This window comes from Actinoplanes awajinensis subsp. mycoplanecinus (assembly GCF_001509495.1).
Taxonomy (GTDB): Bacteria; Actinomycetota; Actinomycetes; order Mycobacteriales; family Micromonosporaceae; genus Actinoplanes; species Actinoplanes palleronii.
In genome coordinates this window covers 30315-47597 of record NZ_LLZH01000280.1, presented here as the reverse complement: position 1 = coordinate 47597, position 17283 = coordinate 30315, and the positions used below count along the sequence as shown (strand labels likewise).

The window sequence follows — 17283 nt, the reverse complement described above, 5'->3', positions numbered from 1 at the left end:
GTGGGGTCACAGCAGCGTGAGCTGGTCGGCGCGGGGTGCGGCCGGTGCGGGCCCGGCCGGGTCGGGCAGGGTGCGGAACTCGGCCGGCGTGGGGCGGTGCAGGCCGTGGCGCCGGGCGGCCATCCGGACCCGGGCGGCGAGCTCGTCCTGATAGCGCCGCGGTGAATAGGCGCCGCCGGCGAACAGCTCGCGATGCCGGGGGACGAGACGCGGATACTCCCGGGCCAGCCAGGACGCATACCACTCCCGGGCGCCGGGGCGCAGGTGCAGCGGGATCGGGGTGACGCTCGTGGCACCGGCCGCGGCGACGGCGGCGACCGTCGCGTCGAGCGACTCCTCGGAATCGGTCAGCCCGGGCAGGATCGGGGCCAGCAGGACGCCGACCGCGAAACCGGCGTCGGTCAGCCGGCGGACGGCGTCGAGCCGGCGGCCGGGGCTGGGCGTGCCCGGCTCGGCGGAGCGCCACACCTGCTCGTCCAGGAAGCCGATCGAGAAGGCCAGGCTGACCCGGGTCACCTCGGCGGCCTGCCGGAGCAGCTCCAGGTCGCGCAGGATCAGCGTGCCCTTGGTGAGGATCGAGAACGGGTTGGCGTGGTCGCGCAACGCGGCCAGGATCTCCGGCATCAGCCGGTAGCGGCCCTCGGCGCGCTGGTAGACGTCGACGTTGGTGCCCATCGCGATCGGGGCGCCGGACCAGCGGGGCTCGGCGAGCTCGCGGCGGATCAGCTCGCCGGCGTTCACCTTCACCACGATGCGGGTGTCGAAGTCGCGGCCGGCGTCGAGGTCGAGGTATTGGTGGGTGCTGCGGGCGAAGCAGTTGTGGCTGACCACGCCGTCGGCGATGAAGTCGCCGGTGCCGGTGGAGATGTCGAAGAGCGGCAGGGTGAGGCCGAGGTCCTCGATGTCGACGACGGTGAGCCGGCGGTCGCCGCGGACCCCGACACCGGACGCGTCGAGCGGGGCGTCCAGCACGCCGGTGAGGTGCCGGAAGCGCAGCGCCGACCAGAGGTCGCGCCCGGTCTCCACCCGGCCGGCATCCGCCCCGCCGGACCGGCCGGACCGGCTGCGGGCCGGGGTCCGGCTGGTCAGGCCCAGGTGGGTGAGCGCCTCGGTGATCCAGCGGAGGTAGATCCGGTCGGGGCTCTCGAAGACGACGGCGAGCCGCTCGCAGCGCCCGACCGCGCCGAACGCGCCGGCCAGGAAGCCCCGGAACCAGTCGCCGGAGGGCAGCTCGGGCCAGCGCAGCGCCTCCGGCAGGGAGACGTCGTGCAGATAGCCGTCGGCGCGGATCCAGGAGTCGCCCTCGCGGCCGATCCGGCCGGCGGCGTCCCCGCGGAGCAGGCCGCAGAGGAAACCGGCCTGGTAGTCGGGGGACTCCTTGGGCGGGTCGGCGAACCGGCCCACCCCGGACATCAGGTCGCCGATCGCGAGGGCCGGCTGGTGCGGCCGGCTCGGGCTGACGTGCCGCCACCCGCGGTCGGTGAGGAACCGGTGATCGCCGCTGGAGACCAGCCGGGTGCCGTCGGCCAGGGTGACCCGGAACGCCGGCTTGCTGGTGGCCCAGTGGTCGAGCACGGTGGTCGGCACATACCGCCGGTGCGGGCCGGCGCCCATCGTGCCCAGCACCGAGTCGCCCGGGCGGATCTCGGCGAGCGGCCGGGTGGACCCGTCGGCGAGCAGGATCGGGGTGTCACCGGACAGGCAGTACGTGCAGGCGTGGGAGCAGCCGCGATAGGGGTTCACGGTCCACTCGAACGGCACGCGGGAGGCGCCGGGCACCCGGTTGATCAGCGACTTGGCGCGGATCTCGTAGAACGTCATGCCGGCGAACCCGGGGGTGTCGAAGGTGCGCACGGTCGCGCCGGGCAGCGCCAGCGGCAGGGGAGGAGCCGTTGCCGCCGCCCCGTCCGGGAGCGCGCCGTCGCCGGTCGGAGCCGACAGGTGAGACCATCGCATGGCGGATATTCGAACACACGTACGAGTCGCTGTCCACCGCTTCCGCCGACCGCGGACACGGACGGCGTACGGCGGCGGACAGCAAAAGGCCCGCGGACCGGAACCGGTCTGCGGGCCTTTGTTTCAGCTGGTCAGCTCGTCGCGCCACTGGTGGCGCGGGCGGGCTCCTCGGTGCTCGGTGCCTTGGTGTCGTGCGTCTTCTTGTGCGCCGCGACCTGATCGCGCACCTCGGTCATGTCGAGTTGCTCGACCTTCTCGATGAGGCTCTCCAGAGCCGACTCGGGGAGCGCGCCAGGCTGCGCGAACACCACGATGCCGTCGCGGATCGCCATGATCGTCGGGATTGACCGGATGTCGAACTTGGCCGCCAGAGCCTGCTCGGCCTCGGTGTCCACCTTGCCGAAGGTGATCGCCGAGTGCTTCTCCGAGGAACGCTCGTAGGTCGGCGCGAAACGCACACAGGGCCCGCACCAGCTGGCCCAGAAGTCCACCAGGACGATGCCGTCCTTGCTGGTGACCTCGTCGAAGTTCGCTGCGGTCAGCGCAACTGTCGCCATGATGCCTCCGTCTGCGGGAATCGCTTTCGTCGGGTGAAACTCCGGGTACCTGTTCACCATTCCCGCTCCTGGGGCCGCGACACGTGTCCTACGGCACCTTCGGCGCGAGACGGTCTTCAGCGACCTGAGAGTCAATATCGTAACTGATAGTAGGCGACCGGTGTCATTTTGCCGACACGGACCTGCCGGGGGATCTATCCATGATCACGCCATCTGGGGTATTTGCCCAGGCGGCGCATCCCCCATGGGAACGAGACCAAGCGACAAAAGTAATGGTTAACAAAGTTAAATGTGACCTGGGTCACATCTGAAAGTCCTTCACATGGATACGGACGGTAAGGCAAAATCTGTCCCAACAGAGCGTGGGCGGCGGGTGCCGGGGAGGGCCCCGCCGCTCATTGCGTCCCCTGTCGTTTCGGGGACATTCCGCGGGATCCCGTGCCGCGCGCCGGGTGACCATGGCCCCGGGCAGCCGGATGAGTAGCCTAACGCCCCATGACCGTGGGCGAGGACGAATCCACCGAGGTCGGCGTGGGCCCCTGGCCGGGCGAGCGACCGGCCGGCGACCGCTACGACCCCGAGCTGCTGGAACTCGGTGACCGGCGCAACGTGGTGGACCGCTACCGGTACTGGAGCCGCGACGCGGTGATCGCCGACCTGGACACCAGGCGTCACGAATTCCACGTCGCGATCGAGAACTGGCAGCACGACCTGAACATCGGCACGGTGGTCCGCAACGCCAACGCGTTCCTCGCCGCCGAGGTGCACATCGTGGGCCTGCGCAAGTGGAACCGCCGCGGCGCCATGGTCACCGATCGCTACCAGCACGTCCGGCACCACCCGACGATCGAGGAGTTCGTGGGCTGGGCGGCCGGCGCCGGGATCCCGGTGATCGGCATCGACAACCTGCCCGGCTCGCGGCCGATGGAGACCGTCACGTTGCCCCGGCGCTGTGTGCTGCTCTTCGGGCAGGAGGGGCCGGGCCTCTCCGACGCGGCACGCGGTGCCTGCTCGCAGCTGTTCTCGATCGCCCAGTACGGCTCCACCCGGTCGATCAACGCCGGAGTGGCCAGCGGGATCGCGATGCACGCCTGGATCCGGGCGCACGCCGGGCCGCCGCCCTCTTGACCTTTGGCGGTTCTGCCGATCCGCTTGACGGCGGCTGCCGGGACCCGCACGGTATGGAGTGTGGGTGTCACTGTGAGTTGCCCCAGATGTGCTGGTCAGGTCCGCAAGCCGGACCTGATGCACAGCAACTGGCGCTGCGACGACTGTGGCGACGTTCCGCCTTTCCACGTTGCCGAGCACATCAGCGCGGAGATCGTCGGCACGGTGCTGCGGGAATCGGCGTCGGCCGGCGCGGAGCGGATGCCGCTCTGGGCTCCCTGGCCGTTGCCGCCCGGGTGGACCGTCACCGGGGTGGGCTGGGCCGGCGACGACCGATCCGGGGTGCGGGCCACCACGGTCGCCTGCAGCGGCCCGGAGCCGCTCGGCGGTGGTCCGGCCGATCTGGTCTTCATCGCCGAGCAGCCGGGTGTCGGTCTCGGCAACCGGTTCGCCGGCATCGCCGGCATCGACCCGGGCTATCTGCTCTCCGAGTCGCTCTCGGCGCGGGGTGCCGGGAGCGGCCCGCACGCGAAGATCAAAGTGGGCGGTCACCCGACTCCACTCTGGTGTGTCAAGTCACCGGAAGATCGAAGCGCGTACGTGAGTGAGGCCAAAGGAATCTGGCTCTATGCGGTAGCGTGGCCGGCAAGCGCGGGCTATCTCCTCGCGGAGCATGTCGTCCTGCACGACCTCTCCGAGGGAGTGCCGCCCGAGTTGGTGTTCGGGGCGCCCTCGCCCTATCTGCACGGTCGTGTGTGATCCCTCGTCCGAGGGTGAAACACCCGCCCGCCGCAATCGGCGATCTGGGCACTTTGTTCACACGAAGCGACGAAGCTGATACCGTCAGTACTGCCGCGGCGCTGTTAGTCACCCGCCTCAGAGGAGAAGGTCCGCCATGATCAAGAAGGTTCTCACCTGGCTTGGTATTGCGTTCTTGATCTTCTTTATCGCCTTCAACCCGAGATCTGCCGCCGCTGTCTTCGAGTCACTCGGAGGCACGATCGCGGACATCGCACGAGGCTTCGGCACCTTCTTCACCTCCCTCGTCGCATAGCATCTCTCTATGGATCCTGGTGAGCCGCGCGACCCGCGAGGCGAGGGCGCCCGGCGCTCTCGGGACGACGATGAGGACTTCCGGTTTCAGGACCCGGCCATGGACGACACTGATCCTGGTCGGACACGAGCCGAGACCTATCCGGACGATGCCCGGTTCACCCAGGGTGCACGGCGTGCCGACGACTACGAGGATCCCGAGCAGTACGAGGCTCCGATCTTCACCGAGGAGGAGCTGGAAGGGCTCGACCGCTCCGGTGGTCCGCGCCGCTTCCTCCCCCTCGAGGACGAGCCGACCACCCTGGTCGCCCGCTACCTGTTCCCCACCGAGCGCTATCGCGGTGAGTGGAAACGGCACTGGATCCACCTGTCGCTGCCGCTGAGTGTCGGAGCCGGCGCCACGCTGCTGCTCGGCTACCTGGCCGGCTTCCTGACCAAGCAGGGTGTGGACGGTATGGTCACCGTCGCCGTGCTGATCTGGCTCGGCGTGATCAGCTGGGTCGCCTGGAAGGTCTTCGACTGGTATTTCGACCGCTTCATCCTGACCAACAAACGGGTGATGGTGGTCAACGGCATCGTCACCCGCAAGGTGGCGATGATGCCGCTGCTCCGGGTCACCGACATGAAGTACGAGCAGTCCGCCCTCGGCCGGATGCTCAGCTACGGCACGTTCGTGCTGGAGTCGGCCGGTCAGGACCAGGCGCTGCGCGAGGTCAAACACCTGCCCAACCCGAACGAGTTGTATCTCCGCGTGGTCGAGGAGATGTACGAGCCGCAGGCGGTCGAGGCCCGGCTGGGCAAGGACGACGAGGGAGACGACGCCTGAGCAGCCGGATCGATCTGCACTGCCACTCCACCGCCAGCGACGGCACGCTGGCCCCGGCCGATCTGGTCCGGGCCGGCGCCGAAGCCGGGCTCGAGGTCATGGCGATCACCGACCACGACACCACGGGTGGCTGGGCCGACGCCGCCGCCGCGCGGCCGGACGGTCTGCGCCTGGTCCGCGGTGCCGAGCTGTCCTGCCGCTGGCACGGGGCGGAGCCGTCGATCTCGCTGCACCTGCTGGCGTACCTGTTCGATCCGGCGGAGCCCGCGCTGGCCGAGTCGATGCGACGACTGCGCGTGGACCGGGAGCAGCGCGGCGAGAAGATCGTGGAGAAACTGCGGGCCGACGGCGTGCCGATCACCTGGGCCGAGGTGTACGGGTACGCCGCCGGTGGCTCGGTCGGGCGTCCGCACATCGCGCAGGCGCTGATCCGGGCCGGACTGGTCACCAGCGTGACCGAGGCGTTCGCGTCGAGGTGGCTGGGCGCGCGGTACTTCGTACCAAAAGCGGATCTTGATGTTTTTGAGGCGGTGGCGGCGGTGCGTGCGGCCGGTGGGGTGCCGGTCTTCGCGCATCCGCGGGCGACCAAGCGTGGGCGGGTGGTTCCGGACGAGTTGATCGTGGCGCTGGCCGATGTGGGCCTTTTCGGACTGGAAGCCGACCACGAGGATCATTCCCCCACGGAGCGGGAAGAGATCCGGGCGCTGGCGGACCGGCTCGGCCTGGTGGTCACCGGATCCTCCGACTTTCACGGTACGCACAAGACGGTCCAGCTCGGCGCGTTCGTCACGGCACCCGAGGTGTACGACAAAATCGTCGCCGCGGCCACCGGTGTGCCCGTGCTCGGGTGACTATCGACGCACCAGCCTGCGCGGAGCAGCCCGGACACCTACCTTGATCGGGTGAATCTGAAGCTGTTCGGCGAGTTCTTCGTGACTCTGCTGGTGATCGTCGATCCCCCCGGCATGGTCCCGGTGTTCCTCGCACTCACCGGCGCCATGCCGGCGAAGGCCCGCAACCGGGCCGGCACCCAGGCCGTGCTGCTCGCCCTCGGTGTGATCATCGGCTTCGCGGTGGCCGGGCAGACCCTGCTCGACTACCTGCACGTGCAGCTCCCGGCCCTGCAGGCGGCCGGCGGCCTGCTGCTCGTGCTCGTCGCGCTGCAGCTGCTCACCGGCAAGACCGACGAGCCGACCGATGCGGCCGGCACCAGCAACGTGGCCCTGGTCCCGCTCGGCACGCCGCTGCTGGCCGGCCCGGGCGCGATCGTCGCCACCATGCTCTTCGTGCAGCGGGCGCACAGCGCCGACGAATACCTCATCCTGGGCGGCGCGGTCCTGGCTGTGATGGCCACGGTCTGGCTGGTGCTGCGTTTCTCCGGGCTGATCGTGCGGCTGCTGCGCCCGGCCGGCATCGAGGTGCTCACCCGGATCGCCGGTCTGCTGCTCGCGGCGATCGCGGTCCAGCTCATCGCGGACGCCATCTTCGCCTTCGTGCAGCTTTACGCGCCCCGGCTCTGAGACGGTTCTGTCGGGGGGTGCTGGCAGGATTGTCCCGTGCCCCCCATCAGGAACCGTGCCGCCGTTCCCGAGCAACTCGGCTTCGCCGGCATGCCCGAGCGCCTCTTCGTCTGCACCCCGAGCAAGCTCGGGGCATACCTGGACTGCCCCCGGCGGTACCGATATTCCTACGTCGACCGCCCGTCACCACCCAAGGGCCCGCCCTGGGCGCACAATTCGCTCGGCGCCAGCGTGCACACCGCGATGAAGAATTGGTACGCCTTGCCGGTCGAGCGGCGCGAGCGTGACGCCGTGCCGAAGCTGCTCAAGAGCACCTGGGTCCGTGAGGGCTATCGCGACGTCGAGCTCGAGCGCGCGGCGTACAAACGGGCGCTCGGCTGGCTGGACACCTACACGGCGACCCTCGACCCGGCCGACGAGCCGCTCGGCGTCGAGCGGGTGGTGGCCGCGAAGACCTCGGTGCTGGCGCTGAACGGGCGCGCCGACCGGATCGACGGGCGGATGGGCGAGGAGGGCCCGGAGGCGGTGATCGTCGACTACAAGACCGGGCGGACCGGGCTGGACGCCGACGACGCCCGCGGGTCCCACGCGCTGGCGCTGTACGCGTACGCGGCGCAGCGGGTGTTCCGCCGGCCGTGCTACCGGGTCGAGCTGCACCACCTGCCGACCGGGACGGTGGCGGCGCACGAGCACACCGAGGAGTCGCTGGCCCGGCAGGTGCGCCGGGCCGAGGAGACCGCGGCCGACATCATGGCCGCGGAGAAGGCGGTGGCCGCCGGCGGGGACGCGGACGAGGCGTTCCCGACCAATCCGGGGTCGCTGTGCGCGTGGTGTGACTTCCGGAAGTCCTGCCCGGCGGGGGCCGGGGTGACCGGGAAGGAGCCGTGGGCCGCGGTGGAGCACCTGGGCGCGGATTCCTGACCGTTCTTGACGACCAGCCGAGCGGTCAGGCGGTGTCGGTGGTGCGGCGGCTCTGGCAGGCCGGGCACAGGCCCCAGAAGGTCACCTCGGCCTCGTCCAGGGTGAATCCGTGCGACTCGGCCGGCGTCAGGCAGGGGCGTTCGCCGACCGTGCAGTCGACGTCGGCGATCGTGCCGCAGCCCCGGCAGACGATGTGATGATGATTGTCGCCGGTGCGGGCCTCGTAACGGGCCGGGCTGCCGGCCGGCTCGATCCGGCGGGCCAGGCCGGCCCGGGACAGCGCACCCAGCACGTCGTAGACCGCCTGGGTGGAGACCGAGTCGAGCCGGGCACGGACCTGCCGGGCGATCTCGTCCACCTCGAGGTGCCCGCCACCGCTGAGCACGCCGAGCACCGCCAGCCGGGGGCGGGTGACGCGCAGACCATGCGTACGCAGCAGTTCCTCACCGGTGGACATCTATCCATGACAGCACGGCCGGGCGGTTTCCCCAACCCGTCCGTGACTGAACCGGAATCGGATTCGCGGGGTAAGTGGGGCCGAGGGGATGTTTGCGCCGTCACATAACTCTAAGCTGGCGATCACCCCGGACCGAGGAGGAAAAGTGTTCGACCAGGTCAACGGCTTGCCGGTACATATTCTCGTGCTGCACGCCGCAGTGATTTTTGTGCCGCTGCTCGCGCTCGGCGCGGTCGTCTATGCGCTCGTCGCCAAGTGGCGGTCACGGCTGGGCTGGGCGGTCGCGCTGCTCGCCGTGGTAGCTCCGATCACCACGCTCGTCGCCAAGCTGTCCGGCACCGAGCTGTACAACAGCCGCATCTCGACCTTCTCGCCCAAGGGCAAGGAGATCCTCGACAACCACATGGACTTCGGCACCATGACGCTCTGGTTCGCGCTGGGCCTCGGCGTGGTCAGCCTGATCATGGTGGCGCTGACCTTCCGGGGGAAGGCTCTGCCGATGATCGCGCAGGTGACGTTCGTGGTGCTGACGCTGGCGCTGGCGGCCGGGAGCGGTTACTACATCTTCAAGACGGGTGACTCGGGCGCGACGGCGGTCTGGGGAACGTACTAGAAAGAGCCGCCGGGCGCGTGCTGTGCCCGGCGGCTCTTTCCTGTGCTGAGCCCTAGAACAGGGCGCGGCCGCAGAGCAGGCAGATCAGGATCAGCGCGACGGCGCCGGCGACCAGGCCCACCCCGAACGTCACGGTGCGCGCCGAGCCCTCCGCCTCCTCGATGGCGTCCATGTTCTGACCCGGCATGTGGCGCGGCTCGGGCGGTGTGGCGATGGTCGGTGGCCGCCAGTGCACCGACGGCGGGTCGGTGCGCGGCGGACCCGGGTACGCCGGCGGCTCGGGTGTGGCGGGCTGATCCTGGGGCGGCCGGCTGAGCGATGCGGCGTCCGGGCCGGGCCGCTGCCAGTACGCGTCGCCGGGCGGGCCACTCGTGGGGGAGCTCACGTTCACCGACGGTACAGCCGGAGGGGGAAGACGGCCGAAGCGATGTCGGCTTACCCTTCTAGGTGTGGACATCCTGGACGGCCCCGAGCGGGATCACGACGCCGAGCGCGCGGTGGACTTCGAGTCGGAGGAGGCTCCGTTGCTTCCGGACCAGACTCAGGACGACACCGAGCGTGGATGGGGCGAGGCCGACTCCTCCAACGACGACCGGCTGCTCGCCGATCGCCCGCCGCACTGGGGCTGACCTCGCGACATCCTGACACCACCCGCCCGTGATCACGCCCGGGCCGGGTGGCATCGCCACGTGTGCGCGCCGCGGCGCGGCCTTGCGCGGCGCGGTCTCGCGCGGTGCGGTCTCGCGCGGTGCGGTCTCGCGCGGTGCGGTCTCGCGCGGTGCGGTCTCGCGCGGTGCGGCCTTGCGTGGCGCGGTGCGGCCTTGCGGTGGCGCTGCCCGGCCTGGCCTGGCCCTGCGCGGCCCGGCGGCGGGGTCAGCTGGGGTGGAGCAGGATGGCGAAGCCCGGGCCTGAGGGGTCGGCGGCGAGCGCGGCCTTGTCGCGGTCGAGGGCCAGCAGCAGGCCGCCGGTGAGCGGGTCGGCGGAGACGTCCAGGACCAGCGCGGCATTTGCCACCTCGGTGGTGCGGCCCTTGTTGTCGAGCCGGAGCAGGTCGACACGGTCGCCGGGGTGGGTCAGCGCGAGCGCGGTGGGATCGGCCAGGCGCACCGGGACGCCGACGGCTCCGTCCGGGACGGGCGGCTTGCCGGCGGACCCTGGAGACGAGACGGGGCTGCCCGGGGTGGGTTGCCCGGCGGCGGGCCCCGGCGACGGGGTGGTGCCGCCGATGGCGTGTGCGCCGGCTGCGGCCTTGTCTGTTGCGGCCTTGTCTGTTGCGGCCTTGCCTGCTGCGGCCTTGGCGGGCGAGGTGGAGGGGCCCGGGGTCGCGCAGGGTGTGGTGGTCGGCCGGAGCCAGAGCAGGCCGGCGGCGGTGACCAGCAGAGCTGTGATCACGGTGAGCCGGAGCAGGGTGCCTCGGGTGGGTGCGCGGCCGCGCACCGGGTCCAGGCGCTCGTTGCGTGTGCCGGATCGGCTCATGGTCTGCCCTCCCGCCGTCGTCTGCCATGTGCGAGCAGGAAGCTAGGCGGATTCCGGTGCGATCGCCGGGCGGGCTGTGGACGAGCCGGGACTGTGGAAAACCCCGCGGCGCCGCGAGGACGGGCCAAGATGGCGTGATGCGGGGCGCGGGCCTGGCGAGAGCCGAGCCCGAGGCACCCGGCGCGGAGCGTGGCACGTTGGGGGCACGGCGGGCACGGCAGGCACGGCGGGCACGGCAGGCACGGCGGGCAGGGCAGGCTCGGCAGGCACGGCGGCACGGAGCGGCATGCACGGAACGGCGGGCACGGCACGGCACGCACGGCACGGCACGGCACGCACGGCGAGGCGCGGCACGGGGTAGAGGGCCGGGCGCGGAGGTGCTTGCGCGGGCTGGAGGCGACAAGAAGGCATGCAGAAAGGGCGCGCCGGGAGTGGCACGCCCTTTCTGGTGGATCAGGAAGCGGCGGCGGTCTTCGCGCCGGAGGACGACGAACTGCTGCTGGACGAGCTGGACGAGCTGCCGCTGGAGCTGCCGGCCGCCGCGGGGGCCGGGCTGCTCGTCGACGGGGTGCTCGACGGGCTGTCCGACTTCTCGGACTTCTTCGGGGCGGCGTCGGCGGCGGCGCCGGAGGTCTCGGCGCTCACGCTGCTGGAGCGGGAGTCGTTGCGGTAGAACCCGGAGCCCTTGAACACGATGCCGACCGAGTTGAACACCTTGCGGAGCTTGCCCTGACAGTTCGGGCATTCGGTCAGTGCCGGGTCGGAGAAAGACTGCACGGCTTCGAGCTGCTCACCGCACTCGGTGCAGGCGTACTGGTAGGTAGGCACGTGCTCCTCCGGATCTGTCGGCTGCTGGCACTCGCCAACTCCGAGTGCCAATGTTGCGGCATCGGAGGTCAATTCGTCCACTCCGAGCGAGGTCTGAGGACCGTCGCGGGGTGTGACGAACTCCTCGTGAGCGCAACGAGGGCGCGCGCGGGCAGGTGTGTGGGCGAGCCAGGCCGGGCATGGTGCAGGCCAGGCGGGTGGGTCAGGCCGGGCGGGGGGAGAAGCCGCCGCTCGGGGTGATGACGCCGTGGACCGGGCGGTCGTGCGGCTCGGCCGGGACCACGTCGAGGGTCTCGCCGTCGTGCAGCAGGGCGATCACCATCGGTCCGGGGTCGGGCAGGCGGGACAGGGCGCGGTCGTAGGAGCCGCCGCCGCGGCCCAGCCGGAGGCCGTCGCGGGACACCGCCAGGGCCGGTACCAGGATCAGGTCCGCGGAGCGGATCGCGTCGGGGCCGAGGCGTGGGCCGGGGGGCTCGCTCAGGCCGCGGCGGCCGGGGGCGAGCGGGCCGGTGAACTCCGCCCAGTCCAGATCGTCGTCGGGCAGCAGCACCGGCAGGAGCAGGCGGCCGCCCGGTGCGAGCGCGCCGCGCAACAGGCGGGGCAGGTCGGCGCCACCCGGCTCGGAGCCTGACGGGACGTAGGCGGCGACGGTTCCCGGTGCGGATCGTCGTACGAAAGTGAGGGTTTGATCGTGAAGTTGGGTGGCGGCGGCGATCCGGATGTCGTCCGGAAGTGATCGACGCGCCGTGAGCAGATGCCTGCGCAGTGTGATCTTGTTTTGGGGTGATTTTTCCGCGTCACCGGCCAAATCCGGCATGCAACACCCCTCTTGTGAAAAGCGGCAAACGGTGCACACTATGTCAGCATCGCTCCAAAGAGGGCCACTCCCGGGAGGATGTGTGACATTACGTGGCCGGCTCACCAGCGCCTTCCTGGTGGTCGTGCTCGGTCCGGTCCTGCTCGGGTCCATCTTCGTCGCGCTGACCGTCGCCGCGGTCAGTCGTGAGCGGACGGACGAGCGTCTCGACCATGCCGCGACGACCGTCCGGGCCGCCGTCGGCGCGATCTGCGGACAGCTGCAGGCGGCCGCCGACGCGGTCGCGGTGGTCCCGGCGAGCGCCCGGTCCAGTGTCGCCGACCAGCTGATCACTCGCGGACTCGCCGCCGATATCCGGATCACCGGCCCGGAGGTCGTGAGCCTGGCCCGCCGCGCGCCACAACCGCCGGCCGGTGTCACCGGATGGCAGGACTGCACCGCGCCCCGGGGCACCCGGATCACCGCGCTGGCCGCCTCCGCGGCCGCGGCCGACGTCACCGTGCTCGCCGCGCTGCCGGTCGACGCCGCCCTGCTGAACCGGCTCGGCGCGGCCGGCGGGGTGACCGTCACGCTGTCCGGATCCGCCCCACCGCCGCCGGGCGGGGTGACCGTCACCTTGCCCGGAACCGCGCCACCGGCGCCGGGCGCGTCGACCCGCCGCCTCGGCGCCGGGCCGGGCCAGCCGCTGCCGCTCACACTCAGCGCGCCACCGGCCCGGCCGACCATCCGGTACGCGGTCCTGCCGCTGATCGTTCTGCTCACCGCGATCGTCGCGGTGATCGCGGCGCGCTGGCTGGCGCGGTCCACCACCCGGCCGCTCGGCGACCTGGCCTGGGCCGCCGACCGGGTGGCGAACGGCGACCTGGACACCCGGGTGCCGATCCCGCGGCCGGACGAGCTGGGCCGGCTGGCCGGCACGTTCAACCGGATGACCAGGGAGCTGCAGTCCTACGTGCAGGCGCTGACCGCCAGCCGGGACCAGCTGCGCCGGCACCTGGCGATCCTCGGCGACACCCTGTCCAGCACGCACGACCTGGACCGGATCCTGCCGGTGATCCTGCGCACCGCGATGACCGCCACCGGGGCCCGGGCCGGGCTGGTGCTGCTCGTCGACCCGGCCGACGGGACCCTCACGGCCCGCTGCGGCGCCGGGCTGACCGGCGAGTGGGATCTGCCGCCCGCCGACCTCGCGGCACGGCGGCTGGCACCGGGGCGCGGGGTGCTCGGCGCCGTGGTCGCCTCCGGGACCCCGCTGCGCGGCACCACCGGCATGTCGGCCGAGGAGCCGGCGTGTGAGTCGTACCTCGCGGTGCCGATCTCGGCGCCACCGTCGAGTGACCCTTTCCTGTCCGAGGCCGAGGCCGGACCGGGCACGCTCGGCGTGCTGGCGCTCTACGACCGGCTCGGCAGCCCCACCTTCGACGACGCCGACCTGCGCACTCTCCGCACGTTCGCCGGGCAGGCCGGCGTCGCGGTGCACAACGTGCGGGTGCACGAGGAGGCTCAGCGGCTGTCGCTGACCGATCCGCTCACCGGATTGTGGAACTACCGTTATCTGCGCGAGGTGCTGCGCCGGGAGGTGGAGCGGGCGCACCGGTTCGGCCGGATGCTCACCGTCCTGATGCTGGACCTCGATCACTTCAAGGACGTGAACGACACGTACGGGCACCCGGTCGGCGATCAGGTGCTCGGTGAGTTCGCCCGGCGGATCCGGCTCGGGCTGCGGGAGGTGGACGTGGCGTTCCGCCAGGGCGGGGAGGAGTTCGTGGTGCTGCTGCCGGAGACCGACGCGTACGGCGGGGTGATCGTGGCGGAGCGACTCGGCGCGCTGGTCCGGGATCGGCCGATGCAGATCGACCCGCGGCGTCCCGGCCTCACCGACCGGATCCCGGTCACCGTCTCGATCGGCATCGCCGTCTTCCCCGAGCACGGCGCGACCGCCCAGGAGGTGCTCGACGCCGCGGACGAGGCGTTGTACGCGGCGAAGAACGCCGGTCGCGACACCTATCGTCTCGCGGAGAGCGTTTCGTCCCGAGTGCCCGAGGGGAATTTCGATCCCACCCCGGCGGTGAGCGGGCCGCAGCCGCCGCGACACGGTTCCGGCCGATAGTCTCGCGGCATGCTCGGGCACGAACCAGCGAAGGTGCGGTGACTGATGACAACGGACGCGCAAGGTACCGGTAAGCGCGCGGTGAAAGCGGTGATCCCGGCGGCCGGGCTCGCGACGCGCTTCCTGCCGGCCACCAAGGCCGTTCCCAAGGAGCTGCTGCCGGTCGTGGACCGGCCGGTTCTGCAGTACATCGTCGAGGAGGCGGCCGCGGCCGGCATCACCGACGTACTGCTCGTCACCGGGCGGGGCAAGACCTCGATGGTGGACCACTTCGACCGCCGGCCCGACGTGGAGCAGCGGCTCGAGGAGAAGGGCGACCTGGAACGGCTCGCCGCGGTCCGCCGCACCAGCGAGCTGGCCGACATCTACACGGTCCGCCAGGGTGAGCCGCTCGGGCTCGGGCACGCCGTCGGCACCGCCGCCTCGCACATCGGCGACAACGCGTTCGCGGTGCTGCTCGGCGACGAGTTCGTCGACGAGGACAGCCCGCTGCTGCCGGACATGCTCGACCTGCAGGCCCGGACCGGCGGCATCGTGCTGGCGTTCATCGAGGTCAAGCCGGAGGAGACCAGCCGGTACGGCATCGCCTCGGTGCGCGAGTCGGATCTCGGCACGGACGTCGTCGAGGTGACCGGCCTGGTGGAGAAGCCGGCGCCCAGCGAGGCGCCGAGCAACCTGGCCGTGGTCGGCCGGTACGTCCTGCCCGCCAAGATCTTCGACGTCATCGCCGACACCAAGCCCGGCAGCGGCGGCGAGATCCAGCTCACCGACGCGATGGCCACGCTGCTCGAGGCCGGCACTCCGGTGCACGGCATCGTCTACCGCGGTCACCGCTACGACACCGGGCAGCCGCTCGGCTACCTGCAGACCGTGGTCGAGCTCGCGGTGAAGCGGGCCGACCTGGGCGCGGAGTTCCGGGCCTGGCTCACCGACTTCGTCGGTGGTCAGAAGGGATGACCGCTACGGCCGATGCCGAGGCGGCCGCCAACGAGCTGATGCCTCTCGCCGAGTACCTGGGCAGCGTGCTGCGCAGGTTGCGGGCGCTGCCTCCGCTCGACCTCGACCTCACCCAGGCGCACGGGAACGTGCTCGCGGCCGACGTGTTCGCGCCGCACCCGTTCCCGGCGTTCGACCAGGCCGCGATCGACGGGTACGCGGCCCGGTGGGAGGACCTGGCCGGCGCCGGGCGCCTCGGTGCGCACCCGGCGTTCGGCCACGCCGACGGCTCGACCCGCAGCGTCCGGCTGAACGTGGTCGGCGACCTGGGCGCGGCCAGCTGGCGTCCGGTCCGGCTGACCGCGGGCACCTGCTTCTCGGTGGCGGCCGGCGCGCCGCTGCCGATCGGGGCGGACGTGGTCGTCCCGGTGCACTGGACCGACCAGGGCATGGCCGCCGTGGAGATCCTGCACGCCCCGAAACGCGGTTCCGGTGTGCGCCGGGCCGGCGAGGAGCTGGCCGTCGGGCAGGTGCTCGCGTCGGCCGGGTCGTACGTGTCGCCGCCGATGGTGGCCACCTTCGCCGCCGCCGGGATCGGGCACGTGATGGTCCGGCCCAGCCCCCGGGTGGTGGTGGTGGCCACCGGCGACGAACTCGTCGACGTGGGCCGGCCCAGCCAGCCCGGTCAGGTGGTGGACGCCAACTCGCACGCGCTGACCGCGGCCGCGGTGGAGGCCGGCGCGCTGGCGTACCGGATCGGGATCTGTGACGACGACCCGGAAGGGCTGCGCGGCCTGCTCGAGGACCAGACGCTGCGCGCCGACCTGATCATCACGACCGGCGGGACCGGCAAGGGACCCGGCGACATGCTGCGCCGGGTGCTGTCCCGGCCCGGCACCGGCCGCGGGACCGTGGAGTTCACCGACGTGGCGCTCTGCCCGGGCACCGCGCTCGGGTTCGGCACGGTCGGCGGCGAGGAGGTCCCGGTGGTCTGCCTGCCCGGCGAGCCGGGCGCCGCGCTGATCGGTTTCGAGGTGCTGGCCCGGCCGGCGATCCAGCTGCTGGCCGGCGCGGAACCGGTGTTCCGGCCGAGCGTCAAGGCGCACCTGCTGGAGACCGTGTCGTCACCCGGCGGGCTGCGTGAGTTCCGTCCCGCACACGTCGCGGAACGGCGGGGCGGTGGTTACACTGTGCAGCCGCTCGCCGGTGGGCCGTACACGCTCTCCGGGCTGGCCGAGGCCAACGGACTGCTGGTGCTCGGTGAGCGGGTCACCACGGCGGCGGCCGGCTCGACCGTGGACGTGTTGCTGCTCGACCGGAGGCGATGAATGCTCGGGGCGACCCCCGGCTGGCCCGCTGTGCTGGCGGACGGGCCGGTGTTGCTGCGGCCGTACAAACGAAGTGACGCCCGCGCCTGGTCCGAACTGCGGATCGCCAATCAGGCCTGGCTGGCGCCCTGGGAGTCGGCGCCGCCCGGACCGTGGGCGGAGATGAACTCGACCCGGGCGTACGCGTTCGTGTACCGGGACATGCGGCGGGCCGCCCGGCGCGGCGACAGCATGCCGTTCGCCGTCTGCCTGCGCGAGGGCGGCCGGGAACGCCTGGTAGGGCACGTGAACCTGGGCAATATCGTGCGGCGGGCGTTCGCGTCGGCGTACGCCGGCTACTGGGTGGACTACCGGGTGGCCGGCCGTGGGGTGATCCCGACCGCGCTGGCGCTCGCCGTGGATCACGCGTTCGGGCCGGGTGGACTGCACCGCATCGAGGTGAACATCCGGCCGGAGAACGGGCCGAGCCGCCGGGTGGTGGAGAAGCTGGGCTTCCGCGAGGAGGCATACCACCAGCGCTACATGCACATCGACGGAGGGTGGCGCGACCACCTGGGATACGCCATGACCAGCGAAGAGATCGCCGCCGAGGGTGGCCTGCTGACCCGATGGAAACGCGTCCACACGCCTAAATGATCTTGAGCGCGCGAGTGCCGTCGGCGCGGCGCGCGAAATATCACGGCTACCGCCCGTAACCTCGCATTCGTCGTGTCATTCAAAGAGTGACTTGTCATGTCGCTCGGTCTCTCGACGTGTGACCTGTCGTGGCGGAACGAAA

Annotated in this window: 20 protein-coding genes and 1 pseudogene; 14 read left to right on the top strand and 7 right to left on the bottom strand. The window is 71.5% G+C overall.

The genetic code is table 11. The features are described from left to right. Positions 1-6: 6 nt before the first annotated feature. Both ADL15_RS28405 and trxA read right to left on the bottom strand, forming a co-directional pair. A complete protein-coding gene (locus tag ADL15_RS28405; RefSeq protein ID WP_067697569.1) occupies positions 7-1956 on the bottom strand; it encodes an intein-containing Rv2578c family radical SAM protein in 1950 nt (649 codons plus the stop codon). Positions 1957-2087: 131 nt separating this feature from the next. Beyond that, positions 2088-2513, bottom strand: coding sequence for a thioredoxin (gene trxA, locus ADL15_RS28400; RefSeq protein WP_067697567.1), 426 nt, complete (start codon positions 2511-2513; stop codon positions 2088-2090). 495 nt (positions 2514-3008) lie between these two features. Between trxA and ADL15_RS28395 the strand changes: the two genes are divergently transcribed. The 7 genes from ADL15_RS28395 to ADL15_RS28370 all read left to right on the top strand — a co-directional run bounded on the left by ADL15_RS28395 (position 3009) and on the right by ADL15_RS28370 (position 7940). Then, on the top strand, positions 3009-3641 hold the full coding sequence (locus tag ADL15_RS28395) for a TrmH family RNA methyltransferase (protein ID WP_067697566.1): 633 nt from the start codon (positions 3009-3011) through the stop codon (positions 3639-3641). A 60-nt stretch (positions 3642-3701) separates the two neighbouring features. Next, on the top strand, positions 3702-4379 hold the full coding sequence (locus ADL15_RS28390; protein ID WP_307872015.1) for a DUF6758 family protein: 678 nt from the start codon (positions 3702-3704) through the stop codon (positions 4377-4379). Between the two features lie 136 nt (positions 4380-4515). Next, positions 4516-4674: a hypothetical protein gene (locus ADL15_RS54495; protein ID WP_198171056.1), complete on the top strand. Its 159-nt coding sequence runs from the start codon at positions 4516-4518 to the stop codon at positions 4672-4674. A gap of 9 nt (positions 4675-4683) precedes the next feature. Then, positions 4684-5499 (top strand): PH domain-containing protein, encoded by an 816-nt coding sequence (locus ADL15_RS28385; RefSeq protein ID WP_067697562.1) that lies wholly within the window; start codon positions 4684-4686, stop codon positions 5497-5499. Next, a complete protein-coding gene (locus ADL15_RS28380; RefSeq protein ID WP_067697670.1) occupies positions 5496-6350 on the top strand; it encodes a PHP domain-containing protein in 855 nt (284 codons plus the stop codon). Before ADL15_RS28385 ends, ADL15_RS28380 begins: the two co-directional genes overlap by 4 nt. Before the next feature lie 51 nt (positions 6351-6401). Beyond that, the gene (locus tag ADL15_RS28375; protein WP_067697560.1) at positions 6402-7019 is read left to right on the top strand and encodes a MarC family protein; all 618 of its coding nucleotides are present in this window, start codon (positions 6402-6404) and stop codon (positions 7017-7019) included. Positions 7020-7109: 90 nt separating this feature from the next. Continuing rightward, the gene (locus ADL15_RS28370) at positions 7110-7940 is read left to right on the top strand and encodes a RecB family exonuclease (RefSeq protein ID WP_083971853.1); all 831 of its coding nucleotides are present in this window, start codon (positions 7110-7112) and stop codon (positions 7938-7940) included. Between the two features lie 25 nt (positions 7941-7965). Here ADL15_RS28370 and ADL15_RS28365 read toward each other — a convergent pair whose 3' ends face one another. Then, positions 7966-8397, bottom strand: a complete 432-nt coding sequence (locus tag ADL15_RS28365; protein ID WP_067697556.1) for a Fur family transcriptional regulator — start codon at positions 8395-8397, stop codon at positions 7966-7968. A 145-nt stretch (positions 8398-8542) separates the two neighbouring features. Between ADL15_RS28365 and ADL15_RS28360 the strand changes: the two genes are divergently transcribed. After that, a complete protein-coding gene (locus ADL15_RS28360; protein WP_067697554.1) occupies positions 8543-9010 on the top strand; it encodes a DUF2231 domain-containing protein in 468 nt (155 codons plus the stop codon). Positions 9011-9062: 52 nt separating this feature from the next. On the opposite strand, the gene ADL15_RS28355 is transcribed toward ADL15_RS28360, so the two are convergent. After that, a complete protein-coding gene (locus ADL15_RS28355) occupies positions 9063-9395 on the bottom strand; it encodes a translation initiation factor 2 (protein ID WP_232344387.1) in 333 nt (110 codons plus the stop codon). A 64-nt stretch (positions 9396-9459) separates the two neighbouring features. Here ADL15_RS28355 and ADL15_RS28350 point away from each other — a divergent pair, with 64 nt between their 5' ends. After that, positions 9460-9639 (top strand): hypothetical protein, encoded by a 180-nt coding sequence (locus ADL15_RS28350; RefSeq protein WP_067697551.1) that lies wholly within the window; start codon positions 9460-9462, stop codon positions 9637-9639. 244 nt (positions 9640-9883) lie between these two features. Here ADL15_RS28350 and ADL15_RS28345 read toward each other — a convergent pair whose 3' ends face one another. After that, positions 9884-10486 carry a hypothetical protein gene (locus tag ADL15_RS28345; RefSeq protein WP_067697549.1) on the bottom strand — a complete coding sequence of 201 codons (603 nt, stop codon included), beginning with the start codon at positions 10484-10486 and terminating at the stop codon, positions 9884-9886. 448 nt (positions 10487-10934) lie between these two features. On the opposite strand from ADL15_RS28345, the gene ADL15_RS55695 reads away from it, so the two are divergent. Beyond that, the gene (locus ADL15_RS55695; protein ID WP_067697547.1) at positions 10935-11159 is read left to right on the top strand and encodes a hypothetical protein; all 225 of its coding nucleotides are present in this window, start codon (positions 10935-10937) and stop codon (positions 11157-11159) included. Between the two features lie 14 nt (positions 11160-11173). Here the strand turns inward: ADL15_RS55695 and ADL15_RS56550 are convergent. Further along, positions 11174-11314 (bottom strand): annotated as a pseudogene (locus ADL15_RS56550) (FmdB family zinc ribbon protein); the annotation flags it as partial. 202 nt (positions 11315-11516) lie between these two features. Further along, positions 11517-12131 (bottom strand): 5-formyltetrahydrofolate cyclo-ligase, encoded by a 615-nt coding sequence (locus tag ADL15_RS28335; RefSeq protein WP_067697545.1) that lies wholly within the window; start codon positions 12129-12131, stop codon positions 11517-11519. 82 nt (positions 12132-12213) lie between these two features. Here ADL15_RS28335 and ADL15_RS28330 point away from each other — a divergent pair, with 82 nt between their 5' ends. The 4 genes from ADL15_RS28330 to ADL15_RS28315 are packed head-to-tail and all read left to right on the top strand — an operon-like array spanning position 12214 to position 17141. Continuing rightward, positions 12214-14241 (top strand): GGDEF domain-containing protein, encoded by a 2028-nt coding sequence (locus tag ADL15_RS28330; protein ID WP_067697544.1) that lies wholly within the window; start codon positions 12214-12216, stop codon positions 14239-14241. A gap of 45 nt (positions 14242-14286) precedes the next feature. Beyond that, entirely contained in the window at positions 14287-15198 is a 912-nt protein-coding gene (locus tag ADL15_RS28325) for a UTP--glucose-1-phosphate uridylyltransferase (RefSeq protein WP_067697542.1), read from the top strand. After that, entirely contained in the window at positions 15195-16505 is a 1311-nt protein-coding gene (locus ADL15_RS28320) for a molybdopterin molybdotransferase MoeA (protein WP_067697540.1), read from the top strand. Before ADL15_RS28325 ends, ADL15_RS28320 begins: the two co-directional genes overlap by 4 nt. Then, positions 16506-17141, top strand: coding sequence for a GNAT family N-acetyltransferase (locus ADL15_RS28315; protein WP_067697538.1), 636 nt, complete (start codon positions 16506-16508; stop codon positions 17139-17141). Positions 17142-17283: the final 142 nt, after the last annotated feature.